We start from the raw sequence: 14,662 nt of genomic DNA, 5'->3' as shown, positions 1-14,662 counted from the left end.
GATCACCAACGGCGTCGCCTATCACCCGCTGGCTTTCTTCGAGGCCCTGCCCGCCTTGTACCAGCGGCTGGAGCGCGAGATCGGCCAACTGTGGGATGAGCCTGCTCGTCTGCCATCCTTTGTCCGCGTCGGCAGCTGGATAGGCGGCGACCGCGACGGCAACCCGAATGTCGATGCCGGCTTGCTGCGCCATGCGGTGACGCGCCAGTCGCAGCAGGCGTTCGAACATTATCTGCAGGAGCTGAAAAGCCTGTACCGCGAGCTGTCCTTGTCGTCGCGGCTGGTGGAGGCCAGCGCCGAGGTGATGGCGCTGGCGGCGGATTCGCCGGACAGCGCGGTCAGCCGCGCCGAGGAGCCCTACCGCCGCGCGCTGGCGACGATACAGGGCCGGCTGCTCGGCACCGCCCGGCAGCGCGGCGTGGAGCTGGCCTGCCGCTGGGATGCGCGCGCGCCGTACCGCGACCATCACGATCTGGCGCGCGATCTGAGCGCGCTGTCGGCCTCGCTGCGCGCCCATGGCAGCGCCCTGCTGGCCGAGGGCAGGCTGTCGCGGCTGATCCGCAGCGTGGACGTGTTCGGCTTCTTCCTGATGCCGCTGGATCTGCGTCAGCACGCGGCAGTGCATGAGGCCGTGGTGGCCGAGCTGTTCAGCGGCGCCGGCCTGGAGGAATACCAGGCATTGGACGAGGCGGCGCGCGTGCGCGTGCTGAGCCGCGAGCTGGCCACGCCGCGCCTGCTGTTCTCGCCGTATCTGCGCTACGGCGAGCAGGCCGAGAAGGAGCTGGCGATCTTCCGCGAAGCGGCGGCGATCCAGCGCGAATTCGGCGTGGAGGCCATTGGCCAGTGCATCATCTCCAATTGCGCCAGCGTCAGCGATATCTTGGCCTTGGCCTTGCTGTGCAAGGAGGCCGGGCTGATCCGTCTGGACGGCGGCGTGCCGCGCGCCAGCGTCAACCTGGTGCCGCTGTTCGAGACCATCGCCGATCTGGAAAACAGCCAGACCGTGATGCGCGCGCTGTTCGCCCTGCCGTGGTACAAGCAATTGCTGGATAGCCGAGAGCGGGTGCAGGAGGTGATGCTAGGCTATTCCGACAGCAATAAGGACGGCGGCTACCTGACCAGCCAGTGGCAGCTGTGGCTGGCCGAAACCCGCCTGGTGCAGGTGTTCTCCGAGGCCGGCGTGCGGCTGCAGCTGTTCCACGGCCGCGGCGGCTCGGTGGGGCGCGGAGGCGGCCCGTCCTATGAGGCCATCGTCGCCCAGCCGGCCGGCAGCGTGGCCGGCCGCATCCGCATCACCGAACAGGGCGAGGTGATCACCGCCAAGTATTCCGATCCAGCCATCGCCGGCCGCAATCTGGAAGCGTTGGTGGCGGCGACGCTGGAAGCCAGCCTGGGCCACCTGCCGGGCGGCGAGGTCGACGCGGCCTTGTTCGACGAGCTGTCGAGCAGCGCCTTCACCGCCTATCGGGCGCTGGTGGAGTCGCCGGGCTTCATGCAGTATTTCCTGGAAGCGACGCCGGTGACGGCGATCGCCCGGTTGAATATCGGCAGCCGCCCAGCCTCGCGCAAGAGCCTGTCGTCCATAGGCGATCTGCGGGCGATCCCGTGGGTGTTCTCGTGGTCGCAGTCGCGGCTGATGCTGCCGGGCTGGTTCGGCGTCGGCTCGGCGGTGGCGGCTTATGTGCAGAAGCACGGCGACGCGGGGCTGGCCAAGCTGCAGCATCTGTATCGCCACTCGCCGTTCTTCCAGGTGATGCTGTCCAATATGGAGCAGGTGCTGGCCAAGGCCGATCTGGGCATCGCCCGCCGCTTCTCTGAGCTGGTGGCAGACCGCGAACTGGCGGCGCGGCTGTTCGGCCTGATTGAGGCGGAGTGGCAAAAAACGCATGACGCCTTCTTCGCCATCACCGGCCAGTCGCAGCTGCTGGAAAGCAATCCGACCTTGCGCCGCAGCCTGGAGACGCGGCTGCCCTTCCTTGATGCGCTGGGCCTGCTGCAGGCCGACTTGCTCGCGCGGCTGCGCGCCGAGCCGGACGACGAGGACACGCTGTACGCCATCCACCTGACCATCAACGGCACCTCCGCCGGCCTGCGCAATACCGGTTGAGCGCAAACAGGAACGCGGCCCGGCATGGCCGGGCCGCGCGGGAAGCCGCCGCAGCGGGCAGGCCGCGGCGGCCGGGCAGGCTCAGCGCTGGGCGGCCGGGCCGTCGCTGCCTAGCTCCACGGCGTAAGCCAGGGCCAGCTGCGAGAACTTCAGAGCATGGCGCGCCTGGCTGTCCGAATTGGCCAGGGTGTCGTTGCGGGTGTGGATGTAGGGGTTGGAGTTGTCGAAGCTGGACTCGAACGGGAACGAGGCGGCATAGCCTTGCGCGGTCCATGAGGCGTGGTCGGAGCAAGCGTAGCCGCATTGGCTGTAGCCGACTGTCAGATCGGGCAGATAGGCCTTGGCCAGATTGGCCAGAAATGCATTCTGCGCCGCGTTGGTGTAGTCGGTGAACAGGAAGATGTCCTGCTCGTCGCCCTGGTAGTTGGTCATGTCCAGCTGCAGCGCGCCCACCACCTTGGCCTGCTGCTGCTTGAAGCGTTTGGCGATGTCGGCCGAGCCGCGCAGTCCCACTTCCTCCGCCGCATAGGCCATGAACTTGAGGGTGCGGCGCGGCTGGTAATTGCTGGCTAGCAGCACGCGCGCCACTTCGGTCAGACTGGCCACGCCGGAAGCGTCGTCGTCGGCGCCTGGCGCGCGGCTGCTCTCGCCGGTGCCGTTGCCCACGGTGGAGTCCAGATGGCCCCCCAGCACCACCGTTTCCGCCGCATTGTCCGTACCCTTGATGGTGAGGATCACCGATTTTTGCGGCCAGCCGGCATGGCTGATCTGCTCCACCGTCACGTCGCCGCGGCTGCCGGCCAGCTGTTTCCACTGGCTGGCGATCCAGTTGGACGCATTGACGCCGTGGCTGGTGGTGTAGAAACGGTTCTGATAGCTGGACAAGGACTGGATGGTGGCCTGCACATTGCTGTCCTGCAATTGCGGCAGCAGCTTGTTCACCGTGGCTTGATTGTCGATGGCGTAGCTGGGCGCTTTCAGCGCGGCCAGCGGCGCGGCCGGGCCGTTCAGCGCGGCGCGGGCTTCTTTCAGGCTGCCGTGCACGATGTAGCCGCCGCAATGGCGCAGCTTGTCGTGGATGGCGTCGGAGAGCTTGGGCAGCAGCGCCTCGTCCACCTGGACCAGGTGCACGGTTTCTCCGGCGGCGCCTTTGGCGAGGCGGCCGTCCGCCGCCAGCGTGCGGCTTTCTTGGCTTTGGGCCCGACCATCCAGCTGGCGCAGCAGCTGGTAACCCTGATCGCCTACCGAAATCCAGACCGGTTGGGCCTGGGCGGCGCCGGCCAGGCCCAATAGGACCAGCAGCGCGGTTTGACGCAGTTTCAACATGTGGGGAACTCCCGAGCGAAGGCCGGCGCCTCGCGGCGCCGGCCGGGCAGTCGGATGCGGCCCCTGACGGGGCCGCGCTCTCGGTGGCGCAAGCTTATTGGCAAGTCACGCCGACGGCGCTGAAGGCCTTGGTGACGTCCGCGCTGTTGTAGCCTCGCGCATCCGCCGCCTTGACCACGCCGCAAGCGGCGCTGTTGTAGGTGGCGTTGGCCGTCCAGTACAGGCGGTTGGCGTCGGTGAACACCTCAAAAGCCTTGCGCGTGTTCCAGTTCGGGCTGGTGGCTATCAGATAGAACGCCTTGTTGTACACGCCGCTGGAGTAGTGAACGTCCAGGCCGTCGTAGTAGTCCTTGGCGTTGCCGATGGAGCGGCCATCCTTGGTCGGGTCGGCGAAGTAGCGCAGCGCGCCGGACTTCTTGAAGATTTCCGCGCCGACCAGGAAGTCGTTCTTGCCCTTCATGTAGTACTCGGCCGCTTCGCCTGCCATGTCGGAAAAGGCCTCGTTGATGCCGCCGGACTGGCCGTCGTAGACCAGGCCCGAGTTCTGTTCGGTGAAGCCGTGGCTGACTTCGTGCGCCGATACGTCCAGCGAGACCAGCGGGTAGAAGGTGCTGGCGCCGTCGCCGAAGTGCATGGCCTGGCCGTCCCAGAAGGCATTCTCATAGTTGCGGCCGTAATGGACTTTCATGTACAGCTTCTGGTTGATCGGGCGCAGGCCGAACCAGTCCTTGTACAGATTGAACACCACATTGCCGAAGTAATGGGCGTCGTTCAGCGGAGAGTAGGCGCCGTTGATCTGCTTGTAGGTGTTGGTCGGGCAGGCGAACTTGTACGGCGTGGTGCTGCTGCCGGTGCCGCCGTTCAGGTTGACGGTGATCACGTTGCCGCTGTCCATCTTGCAATCGCTGGTGACGATCAGCGGGCCGTAGTCCGTGCCGTAGGTGTACTTGCCGGTTTTGGCGTTGCCGCCGGGACCGTTGGCCTCGGCGTGGCTCAGGCCTTCCCACTGTTTCAGCACCTGGCCGCTGTTGGCGTCGATGATGAAGCTGGGACGGCTGGGCTCCTTGCCGTTATCCACGACGAAGGACACCAGGTAAACCAGCTGGGCGACGTTGCGCTCGTTCAGGCGCACCACCAATTCGGCTTTCTCGTTGTAGGTGGGGTTGCCATTGGCCTTCAGCGCCTTGGCCTGGGCCAGGATCTGGCCGCTGCCCAGCGTCGGCTTGGCGGAGGCCAGATCGGTCTGGATGCCGGCGATGTAGTGGCCGGTCAGCTTGCCGGGGACGGCTTTCAGCGCGGCGGCGGACTTTTCCTCAACCACGGCTTCGCCCCATACCGGCACCCCTTGATAATACTGTTGGTAGCGGGTCACCACCTTGCCGGTGGAAAACTGGGTGCTGCGCAGCGGTTTCAGATCGGCCTGGCCGACCCCTGCGAAGGCGGACGCGCCGTTGGCTTGCTGTTTGCCCAATTTTTCCAGGTCGATACGCTCAGCAGCCATCGCCGCCGAGCCGAAGACAGCCAGGACGGACAGGACCAAACCACGCAGCATCAGTTGCTGTTTTCTCATCACGAAGCTCCAAATGTAGACAAGGCGAGACGGGGCGCGTCTCGCAACATGCCTTCGGCGGATGGCCGAAGGCCACGAGCCGCTGGATGTGGCCGGACGGGTTGTCGTTCTCCGCGAGGAGAAAAGGAAACGATGCGGCTTGGGCAATGTCGATGTCGCCGGCTGTCTTTGCTGCCGTGCGCATGGCCCCGCTTTATCGTTCGCCACCCGGTTGTGCAGGTCCGGGCCGCATCTTTGCGGCAGCCTTTGGGGTAGGGCAATCGGCCATCGCCCTGTCTGGCGGATGGGGCGATCGGGATAAAGCCTAGTATCCTGACCCGTTTAATCCCAAATGCATAAGTTAGGTATTGGATTTTTCGCTTGAAGATTCAGCTGATCTTTAGAGCAGTTGCGTCTGTATTGATGGAGTTTGCTTGAGCGGGATCGTTTGCCTGGCTTGGCTGGATGTGCTTGGACGGAGCCAGAAAGCAAAATGAAAAATATGCGATTGCCTACGATTTGCTTCGATAGATGGCTGTTATTGGTAAAAATATGACAGTGGAGGATGGTCTGAGGGAGGATTCTGGCCTGCAGGATGGATTATGTTGTGAGCTGAAGGGCGGGAGGACCGGCCATGCCGGTCCTCAAAGCGGCATGGTCAGGGCGCCAGCCGGGACAGCTTCCAGCTGCCGTCGGCCTGCAACAAGTACAACACCCGGTCATGCAGCCGGCTGGGGCGGCCTTGCCAGAATTCCACGCGGTCCGGCACCACGGCGTATCCGCCCCAGTGCGGCGGGCGCGGCACGTTGATCGGGTGGCGGGTGCCGTACATCGCGGCGCGCGTCACCAGCACCGCCTTGGAGGCGATCTCGCTGCTCTGCTCGCTGGCCCAGGCGCCCAGGCGGCTGGTGTAGGGACGGCTGGCGAAATAAGCGTCGGACACTTCCGGCGCCACGCGCGCGGCCTTGCCCTCGATGCGCACCTGCCGTTCCAGTTCCGGCCAGAAGAAGGTCAGCGCCACATAAGGATGGGCGTCCAGCGCCTGGCCTTTGCGGCTCTGGTAATTGGTATAGAACAACAGCTGGCCATCCTCCACGCCCTTGAGCAGCACGATGCGCGCCTGCGGCCTGCCATCGGGACCGACTGCCGCCAGGTTCATCGCAGTGGGTTCGTGCACTTGGGCGGAAATGGCTTCGTTGAGCCAGATTTCAAACTGGGCCACCGGATCGGCCAGGCAGTCTTCCGGCGACAATTCCTTCTTGGAATATTCCAGACGGATGTCGGCAAGGTTCAGCGTCATGAATTCCTCCTTAGCTGGCTATCTTAGTCCATCGTGCCACCGTCTGGAATGGATGCGGTGGCGATCCGCATGATGGCCTTCCTCGAATACCGCGGTTTCTGCCTGCCTTTCGTCGCGCAAGGCGCTGCTGATTCAGCGGGGGCCAGTGTTCAACTGCGGCTGCTACGTCCAGCGTGGAGGCCTGTTGTTGTGGGCATCGCTGCCATGACCCAGGCGCGTTGACGGGCGGTTGGTCAAACGGAATCGCCGCGCAACAGCGCGAGCAGCGCCGCGCCGTCCAGCCGGGCGCTGGCGTCGCCGTCGGCCAGCAAGCTGTCGGCCAGCGCCCGTTTTTCCCGATGCAGCTCGACGATCTTTTCTTCTATGGTGCCGGCCGCCACCAGCCGGTACACCGTCACCGGCCGCTGCTGGCCCATGCGGTAGGCGCGGTCCGAGGCCTGGTCTTCCACGGCCGGGTTCCACCACGGGTCGAGGTGAATCACATAGTCGGCGGCGGTGAGGTTGAGGCCGGTGCCGCCGGCCTTCAGGCTGATCAGGAACAGATCGCCGTCGCCGGCCTGGAAGGCATCCATGCTGGCCTTGCGCTGCTTGGCCGGCGTTGATCCATCCAGATAATGGAAGCGGATGCCTTGCTGTGTCAGATGCTCGGCCGCCAGGGCCAGGTGGTCGACGAACTGGCTGAACACCAGGGCCTTGTGGCCGTTGTCCAGCAGCTCCTCGCAGATCTCGGCGAAGGCCGCCAGCTTGCTGGCTGGCAGCGCGCTGTCGGGCTGTACCAGCTTGGGGTGGCAGCAGAAGCGGCGCAGCCGGGTCAGCTCGGCCAGCGCCTGCATGGTCTGGCCGCCGGCGGCCGGATCGGCCTCCACCACCCGCGCCAGCGCCTCCTGCCGCATCGCCTCGTAGACGTGGCGCTCCTGCTCGGACAGCTCGATCAGCCGCGTGGTCTCGGTCTTGGGCGGCAGCTCGGTCAGCACCTCGAGCTTGGTGCGGCGCAACAGATAGGGCTGGATCAAGGCCTTCAGCTGCGCGCGCGCGGTGTCGTCGCCGTCGGCGATCGGCTGGGCGTAGCGCTGTTCGAACTGCGCCAAGTTGCCCAGCAGGCCCGGCGCGATGAAGCGGAACAAGCTCCACAGCTCGCCCAGATGGTTTTCCACCGGCGTGCCGCTGGCGGCCAGGCGGAAATCGGCGCGCAGGCTTTGCGCCACCTGGGCGCGCTGGCTCTGCGGGTTCTTGATCGCCTGCGCCTCGTCCAGCACCACCGACGCCCAATGCACTTCGCCAAAGGCGTCGGCCTCGCGCTGCAGCAGGCCATAACTGACCACGACCAGGTCGCCCGGCCCGACATCGTCAAGGCGGCGCTGCTGGTGGTAGGCGCGCAGCCGCAGGCTGGGCGCGAAGCGGGCGGCCTCGGCCAGCCAGTTCAGCGCCACCGAAGTCGGCGCCACCGCCAGTTGCGGACCCAGATGAGCGCGGGTCAGCAGCAGGGACAAAGTCTGCACCGTCTTGCCCAGGCCCATGTCGTCGGCCAGGCAGGCGCCGACGCCCCAGTGCGCCAGCCGCGCCATCCAGGCAAAGCCTTGCAGCTGGTAAGGCCGCAAGGTGGCGTTCAGCGTAGCCGGGACTTGGGGATCGAAAACAGCCGCTTCGCGCCAACGCGCCGCCTGCCGCTGCCAGCCTTCGTCGCCGTCGAACTGGCCAGCCTCCTCGCCCAGCGCCTGCAAGCGCGGGCCGGCCAAGGGGCTGATCGCCAGCCCGTCCGGCCCGGCGTGGTCGACCATCCGCGCCAACTCGCCCAGGCGCTCGCCCAGGCTGCCGGACAGCGCCAGCCAGTCGCCGTCGGACAGCTGCAGATACTTGCCCTTTTGGTTGGCCAGCGCGGCCAGCAGGTGGCGCAGGGTCAGGATGCGGCCATCGTCCAGTTCCAGCTCGCCGTCGGCCTGCAGCCAGCCGCCGCGCCGCTTCACTTTCAGTTTCAGCTGCGGCATGCCGTCGGCGGCGGCCAGGCGGATCTTGTCGCCATGCGGCCACAGGCAGATCACGCGATCCTCGCCGGCCGCCTGCAATTGCGACAACAAAGACAGCGCCGAATGCTGATCGGCGAACAACCAGCCGTCGCCGTCGCGCTGGCCGCGGGCGATGGCCGGGCAGGCCTCGCGCAGCGCGCGCAGGCGGCGCGCTTCCTCGGCCAGATCGCGGGCGAACTGCCGGTAAGCGCCGTCTATGTCCAGCACCAGCCCGGCCGCGCCGCGGCCCGGCGCGCTCCTGGCGGCGGCCGGGTGCGGCTTGACCTTCAGCTGCAGCCGCAGGCCTTCCGGCTGGCGGGTCAGCAGGGCATAGAGGGTGGGGTCGGCCGGCTCGCTGGCTTGCTCCGGATCGAATTGCGGGCTGGCGTCCACCAGCTGCAGGCCGGGCGCGACCTCTCGTATCGCCTCCAGCACCCGCTGGCGCGCCGGCCACGGCACGGTCAGGCCGTGGCCGACCAGGTCGGCCAGCGCCGTCAGCTCGTCGCTCAGCTGGTAGACCAGCAGCCGCTCCGGCTGCGGCCGTTGCCACAGCACGCCGCCGCAGTTGGCCAGTCCGTCCGGCAGCAGCTTCAGCCGCAGCTCCGCGCCCACCCGCTCCATCTGCAGCGCCGCCTGGCCGGCCTCGACGCGGATACGCCGCGCCGGCGCGGCGGCGTCAAACAGCAGCGGATGGCCGATCAAGGCCGGCAGCAGCGGCGTAGCGTCGATCAATGCGGCGTCGCCGTCGTATTGCCGCAGCAGCGCCAACAATTGACGCAGTAGCGGCACATCATGCTCGGCCACCGAGGCGTGCTCGTCGCGCAGCAAGGACGGGAGCGAGCAGGCGCGGCCGCGGTTCCAGCCATCCGGGCCGGCGCTTTGCAGCAGCGGCAGCAGCTGGATGCCGTAGTCGGCCAGGCGCAGCCGCCAGATCAGGCGGAGGGAAGACGCGTTCATGGTCAGGATGGGCAGCAAAAACGGCAGCCGGGGCTGCCGTTCCGTCGCTGGCCGTATTGCTTAGACGCGGGCAAAGGCGCGGCCTGCGGCGCGGATCGTGTGTTCAATCATCTCGTCGCTGTGGGCGATGGAGACGAAGCCGGCCTCGTAGGCGGACGGCGCGAAATAGACGCCTTCGTCCAGCATGGCGTGGAAGAAGCGCTTGAAGCGCTCGATGTCGCAGCCGGTGGCTTCGGCATAGGACTGGGGCGCTTTGTCGCTGAAGTAGAAGCCGAACATGCCGCCCACGCTGTCGGTGGACAGTGTGACGCCGGCCTTCTTGGCTTGGTCGGCCAGGCCTTGCGCCAGGCGCGCGGTGCGGCTGCCCAGCGTCTCGTAGAAGCCGGGCTGCTGGATCAGCTTCAGCGTGGCCAGGCCGGCGGCGACGGACAGCGGATTGCCGGACAGGGTGCCGGCCTGGTAGACGGTGCCCAAGGGCGCGATCTTGCCCATGATGTCGGCGCGGCCGCCGAAGGCCGCCAGCGGCATGCCGCCGCCCACCACCTTGCCCAGCGTGGTCAGGTCCGGGGTGACGCCGTGCAGGCCCTGGGCGCAGCCCTTGGCCACGCGGAAGCCGGTCATCACTTCGTCGTAGATCAGCACCGCGCCGTGCTTTTCCGTCAGTTGGCGCAATGCCTGCACGAATCCGCGCGACGGCTGGATCAGATTCATATTGCCGGCGATGGGCTCCAGGATGACGCAGGCGATCTTGTCGCCGATCTCGGCGAAGGTGCGAGACAGCTGCTCGACGTCGTTGTACTGCAGCACCAGCGTGTGCTTGGTGAAATCGGCCGGCACGCCGCCGGACGATGGGTTGCCGAAGGTCAGCAGGCCGGAACCGGCCTTGACCAGCAGGCTGTCGGAATGGCCGTGGTAGCAGCCTTCGAACTTGACGATCAGGTCGCGGCCGGTGAAGCCGCGCGCCAAGCGGATGGCGGTCATGGTCGCCTCGGTGCCGGACGACACCAGCCGCACCTGCTCCACCGACGGCAACAGCTTGCAGATTTCCTCGGCGATCACCACCTCGCCCTCGGTCGGCGCGCCGAAGGACAGGCCGCCGACGGCCGCGTCCTGCACCGCCTTCACCACCTCGGGATGGGCGTGGCCGACAATGGCCGGGCCCCAGGAGCCGACGTAGTCCAGATACTGGTTGCCGTCGGCGTCCCAGAAATAGGCGCCTTCGGCGCGGGCGACGAAGCGCGGCGTGCCGCCGACCTGGCCAAAGGCGCGCACCGGCGAGTTGACGCCGCCGGGGATCACTTTCTTGCCACGTTCGAACAGTTCCAGATTGCGGGACATGAGTTTTTCCTTGTCAGGCGGCGACAGCCGCTAAGTGAGAGGGCGCGGCGGCTGTGGTGCCGTCGGATTCCGCCCATTTTACCCGAGGCGGGGCGGGATGGGGCGGCTTGTGGATAAAAACGGGAAATGGGGATTGGTGTGGATAAGTCGTCCTCCGCCCGTCTCCCGCGGGGAAGACGGGCAGGACTTACCAACGGCTGAACGGATGCTTGGACAGATAGGCGTTGGTGAAGCGGCCGTCGTGCGTCACCTCCTCGCCCAGCCAGGCCGGCTTGTCGAACGCGGTGTCCTCGCTGGGCAGCTCGATCTCGGCCAGCACCAGGCCGGCGTTGTCGCCGAAGAATTCGTCCACTTCCCACACGAAGCCGCCGTGCTCGATGCGGTGGCGCAGCTTGTCCACCACCATCGGGCACATCGCGCCCATGATGGTCTGCGCGTCGCCCAGCGGGATGGCGTACTCGAATTCATGGCGGGTGACGTCGCTGATATTGCCTTTCAGCGTCAGCCAGGCTTGCTGGCCCACCACGCGCACGCGCACGGTGCGTTCCTTTTCCACCGACAGATAACCCTGGCGGTACTGCACGCCAGGGGCCAGGCCGCGCCAGCTGTCGCCATTGACGCGAAAGCGGCGTTCGATTTCGAGTGCCATCGCACCCTCCTTTCAAATCACGGTTGCGGAGCCGGCGGCGGGCAGGCGGCCAGCGGCTCCAGATAGAAGGTGAGGCTGCTGCGCTGCGGCTCCACGCCGGAGTCTCGTCCATAGGGGTGCGTCTGCAGCCACAGGCTGCCCAGCAGCATGCGGCCGTTTTCCAGCGCCAGGTGGCTGTCCAGTTTCTGCAGGCCAGCTTCATCGCGCCATTCCAGCGCCACGGTCAGGATCGGGCGGGTCAGGCCGCGATCGGCTTGCAGGCTGCCGGATACCGACAGGGTCGCCTCTTCTTCGCGGATGTTCCCGGCGAAGCGGCCGCTGGGCGTCAGGCACAAGGCCAATGGCTTCAGCGCTTCGCTGTCGCGTTCCGCGATCAGTTTCAGCGCAGGCGGATGCGGCGGGGCGGCGGGCAGCTTGGGCGCCGCGAACGCGGCGGAAGCCAGCAGCAGGCCGGCGGCGAACAGGATTTTCATGGCGATTTCCCGGCTCAAAATGGCTTGACCACAACCAGGATCACTACCGCCAGCAAGACCAGCACCGGCAGTTCGTTGAATACGCGGAACCAGACATGGCTCTTGCGGTTGCCGTGGTGGGCAAAATCCCGGCACAGCTTGCCGCAGTAGCCGTGATAGGCCACCAGCAGCGCCACCAGCGTCAGCTTGGCGTGCAGCCAGCCGCCGGCGATGCCGAAACCCAGCCACAGCGCCAGGCCGGTGGCCAGCGCCAGCGCGCCAAGGGGCGTCATGAAGCGCAGCAGTTTTTTGGCCATCAAGAGCAGGCGGTCGTATTCGGCCCCTGGCGACGCCATGGCCAGATTGACGAACAACCGCGGCAGGTAAAACAAGCCGGCGAACCAGGACACCACGAAGAAGATATGGAAGGCTTTGAGGTAGAGATAACTCACGATGGGATGACCGAGATGGACCAGGATTGAAGGGATGGACGATGGACCGCCTTGGCCGGCCGGTGGTTCCTGCGCTTCATGCCCAGGCCGCTCTTTGCGCCTTGGGCAGTTTTTGCAACGCCAGCTCGCGCGAGCGGGCGATGCCCTGGCGCAAGTCGTCCAGCGACAGGGCCTCCGTCGAGCGCACCTGTATCCAGCGCGCGCGGGCCAGGTAAGGCGCAGGGCGCACGCCGGGCAGGCCGGACAGCGGCAGGAAGTCCTCGTCCGGCGCCTTGTAGCTCAAGGCGTCGGCGCCGCAAACCAGAAACATCTTGCCGCCTATGCTGACCACTCGCTCGCTGCCCCATTTGACGTCGAAGCTCGCGCCCGGCAGCGCGCAGGCGTAAGCGAGCAGATCGTCGAGTTGGGCGGGCGCGAGGGCGGACATGGTCGTCAGGCCTTGCGCGCGGCCTGGTACAGCGGCCACACCTGCGGGATGTGGGCCTGCAGGTCGCGGATGCGGGTGGGGCCGGACGGGTGGGTGGACAGGAATTCCGGGCCGCTGCCGTTGCCGGCCGCCTGCATCTTCTGCCACACATTGACGGCGGCGTTGGGGTCGTAGCCGGCTCGCGCCATCAGCTCCAGGCCCATCACGTCGGCTTCGGATTCCATGGTGCGGCTGTGCGGCTTGTTCAGCGTCACGTCGGTGACCATGGACGCCAGTTTCAGCTGATCGGCGCTGAAGCCGGCCAGCACGCCCACCAGCGACAGGCCCACTTGCTGCATATAAGCCTGGCTCATGTTCTCGCGGGTGTGCTCGCGCAGGGCATGGGAGATTTCATGCCCCAGCACCGCCGCCAGTTCGGCGTCGGTGAGCTTGAGCTGCTTGACGATGCCGGTGTAGACCATGATCTTGCCGCCGGCCATGGCGTAGGCGTTCATGTCGTCGGTGGTCAGCACGTTGACCTCCCAGCGCCAGTTGCGGGCGTCCGGGCGGAAGGCCGGGGTTTGCGCGATCAGCCGCTGCGAGATCAGGCGCACGCGCTTGGTCAGCGCGGCGTCGGTATTGAGCCGGCCGGCCGCGCGCGCCTGCTGCAGCTGCTGGGCGTAGGCCTGGGCCGACATCTGTTCCACGTCCCGGCTGGACAGCAGCATGCTCTGGCTGCGGTTGACGCCGACGGCGCCGCCCGAGGTGGTAGCCACCTGGGCGCATGAGGCCAGACCGGCGGCCAGCAGCGCGCCGCCCAGCCAGCGTTTCCAACGATTGCGCATCATGCCTGCCCTATCAGATTTCCACCATCTGGAAGTCGTCCTTGCGGGCATCGCAATCGGGACAGGTCCAGTTGGGGGGCAGGTCTTCCCAACGGGTGCCCGGCGGAATGCCGTCTTCCGGGCGGCCGCTGGCCTCGTCGTAGATGAAACCGCAGATCAGACACATCCAAGTACGCATCGCTTCGCCCCCTTGATCGGATAAAATGGGTATTCTAAATCTTGCCAACGCAATAAGACAGAAGAGGTTCACCCTTGACCACTCCCGCCACTCCTCCCATGGTGTTGACACTGGCCGGCTCCGACCCATCCGGCGGCGCCGGCATCCAGGCCGACATCCTGACGCTGGCCAGCCTGGGCTGCCATCCCCTGTCGGTGATCACCGCCATTACGGTGCAGGATACCGTCGGCGTCAATGACTTGATGGTGCTGGATTCGGACTGGGTCAACGATCAGGCCCGCTTTCTGATGGAAGACATGCCGGTGGCGGCGTTCAAGATCGGCATGCTGGGCAGCGTGGAAAACGTAGCCGTGGCGGCGCAGCTGATCGCCGACTACCCGGACATCCCGGTGGTGCTGGACCCGGTGCTGGCCAGCGGCGGCGGCCACGACCTGGCCGACGAGGACGTGATCTCGGCCATGCGCGACATGCTGATCCCGCAGGTGTCCATCCTGACGCCCAACAGCCTGGAAGCGCGCCGGCTGGCCAGCAACGATCCGGACGAGGACGAGGAGCTGACGCTGGATCAGTGCGCCGAGCGCATCATGGCGCTGGGCGTGCCCTATCTGCTGATCACGGGCACCCATGAAAATTCCAAGGAAGTGATCAACAGCCTGTACGGCCAGGACGGCGTGGTGCGTTCCGACCATTGGGAACGGCTGCCCGGCAGCTATCACGGCTCCGGCTGCACGCTGGCTTCCGCCATCGCCGGCATGCTGGCCACCGGCTTGCTGCTGCCGGAGGCGGTGCGCGAAGCCCAGGAATACACCTACCAGACGCTGCTGAACGGCTTCCGTCCCGGCATGGGCCAGTTCCTCCCGGACCGCATGTTCTGGGCGCGCGGCGAAGACGAGGAAGAGGCTGATGCCGCCAAGCGTTGAGGGCTTGTATGCCGTCACGCCGGACGGCCTGGACGACGCGCGGCTGTTTGAGCTGGCGGCGGCGGCCCTGGCCGGCGGCGCGCGCGCGCTGCAATACCGCGATAAAAGCGGCGACGCGGAACGCCGCTTGCGTCAGGCGGCGGCGCTGCGCCGCCTGTGCGGCGAGCATGGCGCGCGGTT

General features: G+C 66.6%; 14 protein-coding genes. 3 read left to right on the top strand and 11 right to left on the bottom strand.

The genetic code is table 11. The features are described 5' to 3' along the window. Positions 1-2,107: phosphoenolpyruvate carboxylase (ppc, locus tag BI343_RS10240; protein WP_071109623.1), on the top strand; the 2,107-nt coding region annotated here is incomplete at its 5' end. A gap of 81 nt (positions 2,108-2,188) precedes the next feature. Here ppc and BI343_RS10235 read toward each other — a convergent pair. The 11 genes from BI343_RS10235 to BI343_RS10185 all read right to left on the bottom strand — a co-directional run bounded on the left by BI343_RS10235 (position 2,189) and on the right by BI343_RS10185 (position 13,562). Then, positions 2,189-3,433: a M28 family metallopeptidase gene (locus BI343_RS10235; protein WP_071109622.1), complete on the bottom strand. Its 1,245-nt coding sequence runs from the start codon at positions 3,431-3,433 to the stop codon at positions 2,189-2,191. A gap of 94 nt (positions 3,434-3,527) precedes the next feature. Next, complete coding sequence (locus tag BI343_RS10230) at positions 3,528-5,003, bottom strand: M4 family metallopeptidase (protein ID WP_071109621.1); 1,476 nt, start codon at positions 5,001-5,003, stop codon at positions 3,528-3,530. Between the two features lie 637 nt (positions 5,004-5,640). Further along, a complete protein-coding gene (gene pdxH, locus BI343_RS10225; protein ID WP_071109620.1) occupies positions 5,641-6,282 on the bottom strand; it encodes a pyridoxamine 5'-phosphate oxidase in 642 nt (213 codons plus the stop codon). Positions 6,283-6,515: 233 nt separating this feature from the next. Beyond that, positions 6,516-9,242: a DEAD/DEAH box helicase gene (locus BI343_RS10220; RefSeq protein ID WP_139165701.1), complete on the bottom strand. Its 2,727-nt coding sequence runs from the start codon at positions 9,240-9,242 to the stop codon at positions 6,516-6,518. 60 nt (positions 9,243-9,302) lie between these two features. Next, complete coding sequence (gene hemL, locus BI343_RS10215; RefSeq protein ID WP_071109618.1) at positions 9,303-10,580, bottom strand: glutamate-1-semialdehyde 2,1-aminomutase; 1,278 nt, start codon at positions 10,578-10,580, stop codon at positions 9,303-9,305. 187 nt (positions 10,581-10,767) lie between these two features. Next, positions 10,768-11,229: a CYTH domain-containing protein gene (locus BI343_RS10210; protein WP_071109617.1), complete on the bottom strand. Its 462-nt coding sequence runs from the start codon at positions 11,227-11,229 to the stop codon at positions 10,768-10,770. A 17-nt stretch (positions 11,230-11,246) separates the two neighbouring features. Further along, the gene (locus tag BI343_RS10205; RefSeq protein WP_043627309.1) at positions 11,247-11,702 is read right to left on the bottom strand and encodes a hypothetical protein; all 456 of its coding nucleotides are present in this window, start codon (positions 11,700-11,702) and stop codon (positions 11,247-11,249) included. Positions 11,703-11,716: 14 nt separating this feature from the next. Further along, the gene (locus BI343_RS10200; RefSeq protein ID WP_043627307.1) at positions 11,717-12,133 is read right to left on the bottom strand and encodes a CopD family protein; all 417 of its coding nucleotides are present in this window, start codon (positions 12,131-12,133) and stop codon (positions 11,717-11,719) included. 76 nt (positions 12,134-12,209) lie between these two features. Further along, a complete protein-coding gene (locus tag BI343_RS10195; protein WP_071109616.1) occupies positions 12,210-12,560 on the bottom strand; it encodes an MmcQ/YjbR family DNA-binding protein in 351 nt (116 codons plus the stop codon). Between the two features lie 5 nt (positions 12,561-12,565). Then, positions 12,566-13,387 (bottom strand): M48 family metallopeptidase, encoded by an 822-nt coding sequence (locus BI343_RS10190; RefSeq protein ID WP_223253328.1) that lies wholly within the window; start codon positions 13,385-13,387, stop codon positions 12,566-12,568. Between the two features lie 10 nt (positions 13,388-13,397). Further along, positions 13,398-13,562 carry a rubredoxin gene (locus BI343_RS10185; protein ID WP_043627301.1) on the bottom strand — a complete coding sequence of 55 codons (165 nt, stop codon included), beginning with the start codon at positions 13,560-13,562 and terminating at the stop codon, positions 13,398-13,400. Between the two features lie 74 nt (positions 13,563-13,636). Between BI343_RS10185 and thiD the strand changes: the two genes are divergently transcribed. Together thiD and BI343_RS10175 are read left to right on the top strand one after the other, a co-directional pair. Beyond that, complete coding sequence (gene thiD, locus BI343_RS10180; RefSeq protein ID WP_083340899.1) at positions 13,637-14,482, top strand: bifunctional hydroxymethylpyrimidine kinase/phosphomethylpyrimidine kinase; 846 nt, start codon at positions 13,637-13,639, stop codon at positions 14,480-14,482. After that, on the top strand, positions 14,466-14,662 hold a 197-nt coding region (locus BI343_RS10175), incomplete at its 3' end, for a thiamine phosphate synthase (RefSeq protein WP_211269414.1). The genes thiD and BI343_RS10175, both read left to right, overlap by 17 nt.

It is taken from the genome of Chromobacterium amazonense (assembly GCF_001855565.1).
GTDB lineage: Bacteria > Pseudomonadota > Gammaproteobacteria > Burkholderiales > Chromobacteriaceae > Chromobacterium > Chromobacterium amazonense.
This window is presented reverse-complemented; position numbering and strand designations above follow the sequence as displayed.

Coding starts and splice junctions, on each gene's coding strand:
- hemL (WP_071109618.1), bottom strand. CDS start 10,580: ATGTCCCGCAATCTGGAACTGTTCGAACGTGGCAAGAAAGTGATCCCC.
- BI343_RS10190 (WP_223253328.1), bottom strand. CDS start 13,387: ATGATGCGCAATCGTTGGAAACGCTGGCTGGGCGGCGCGCTGCTGGCC.
- BI343_RS10185 (WP_043627301.1), bottom strand. CDS start 13,562: ATGCGTACTTGGATGTGTCTGATCTGCGGTTTCATCTACGACGAGGCC.
- BI343_RS10235 (WP_071109622.1), bottom strand. CDS start 3,433: ATGTTGAAACTGCGTCAAACCGCGCTGCTGGTCCTATTGGGCCTGGCC.
- BI343_RS10205 (WP_043627309.1), bottom strand. CDS start 11,702: ATGAAAATCCTGTTCGCCGCCGGCCTGCTGCTGGCTTCCGCCGCGTTC.
- BI343_RS10195 (WP_071109616.1), bottom strand. CDS start 12,560: ATGTCCGCCCTCGCGCCCGCCCAACTCGACGATCTGCTCGCTTACGCC.
- BI343_RS10230 (WP_071109621.1), bottom strand. CDS start 5,003: ATGAGAAAACAGCAACTGATGCTGCGTGGTTTGGTCCTGTCCGTCCTG.
- BI343_RS10220 (WP_139165701.1), bottom strand. CDS start 9,242: ATGAACGCGTCTTCCCTCCGCCTGATCTGGCGGCTGCGCCTGGCCGAC.
- BI343_RS10210 (WP_071109617.1), bottom strand. CDS start 11,229: ATGGCACTCGAAATCGAACGCCGCTTTCGCGTCAATGGCGACAGCTGG.
- pdxH (WP_071109620.1), bottom strand. CDS start 6,282: ATGACGCTGAACCTTGCCGACATCCGTCTGGAATATTCCAAGAAGGAA.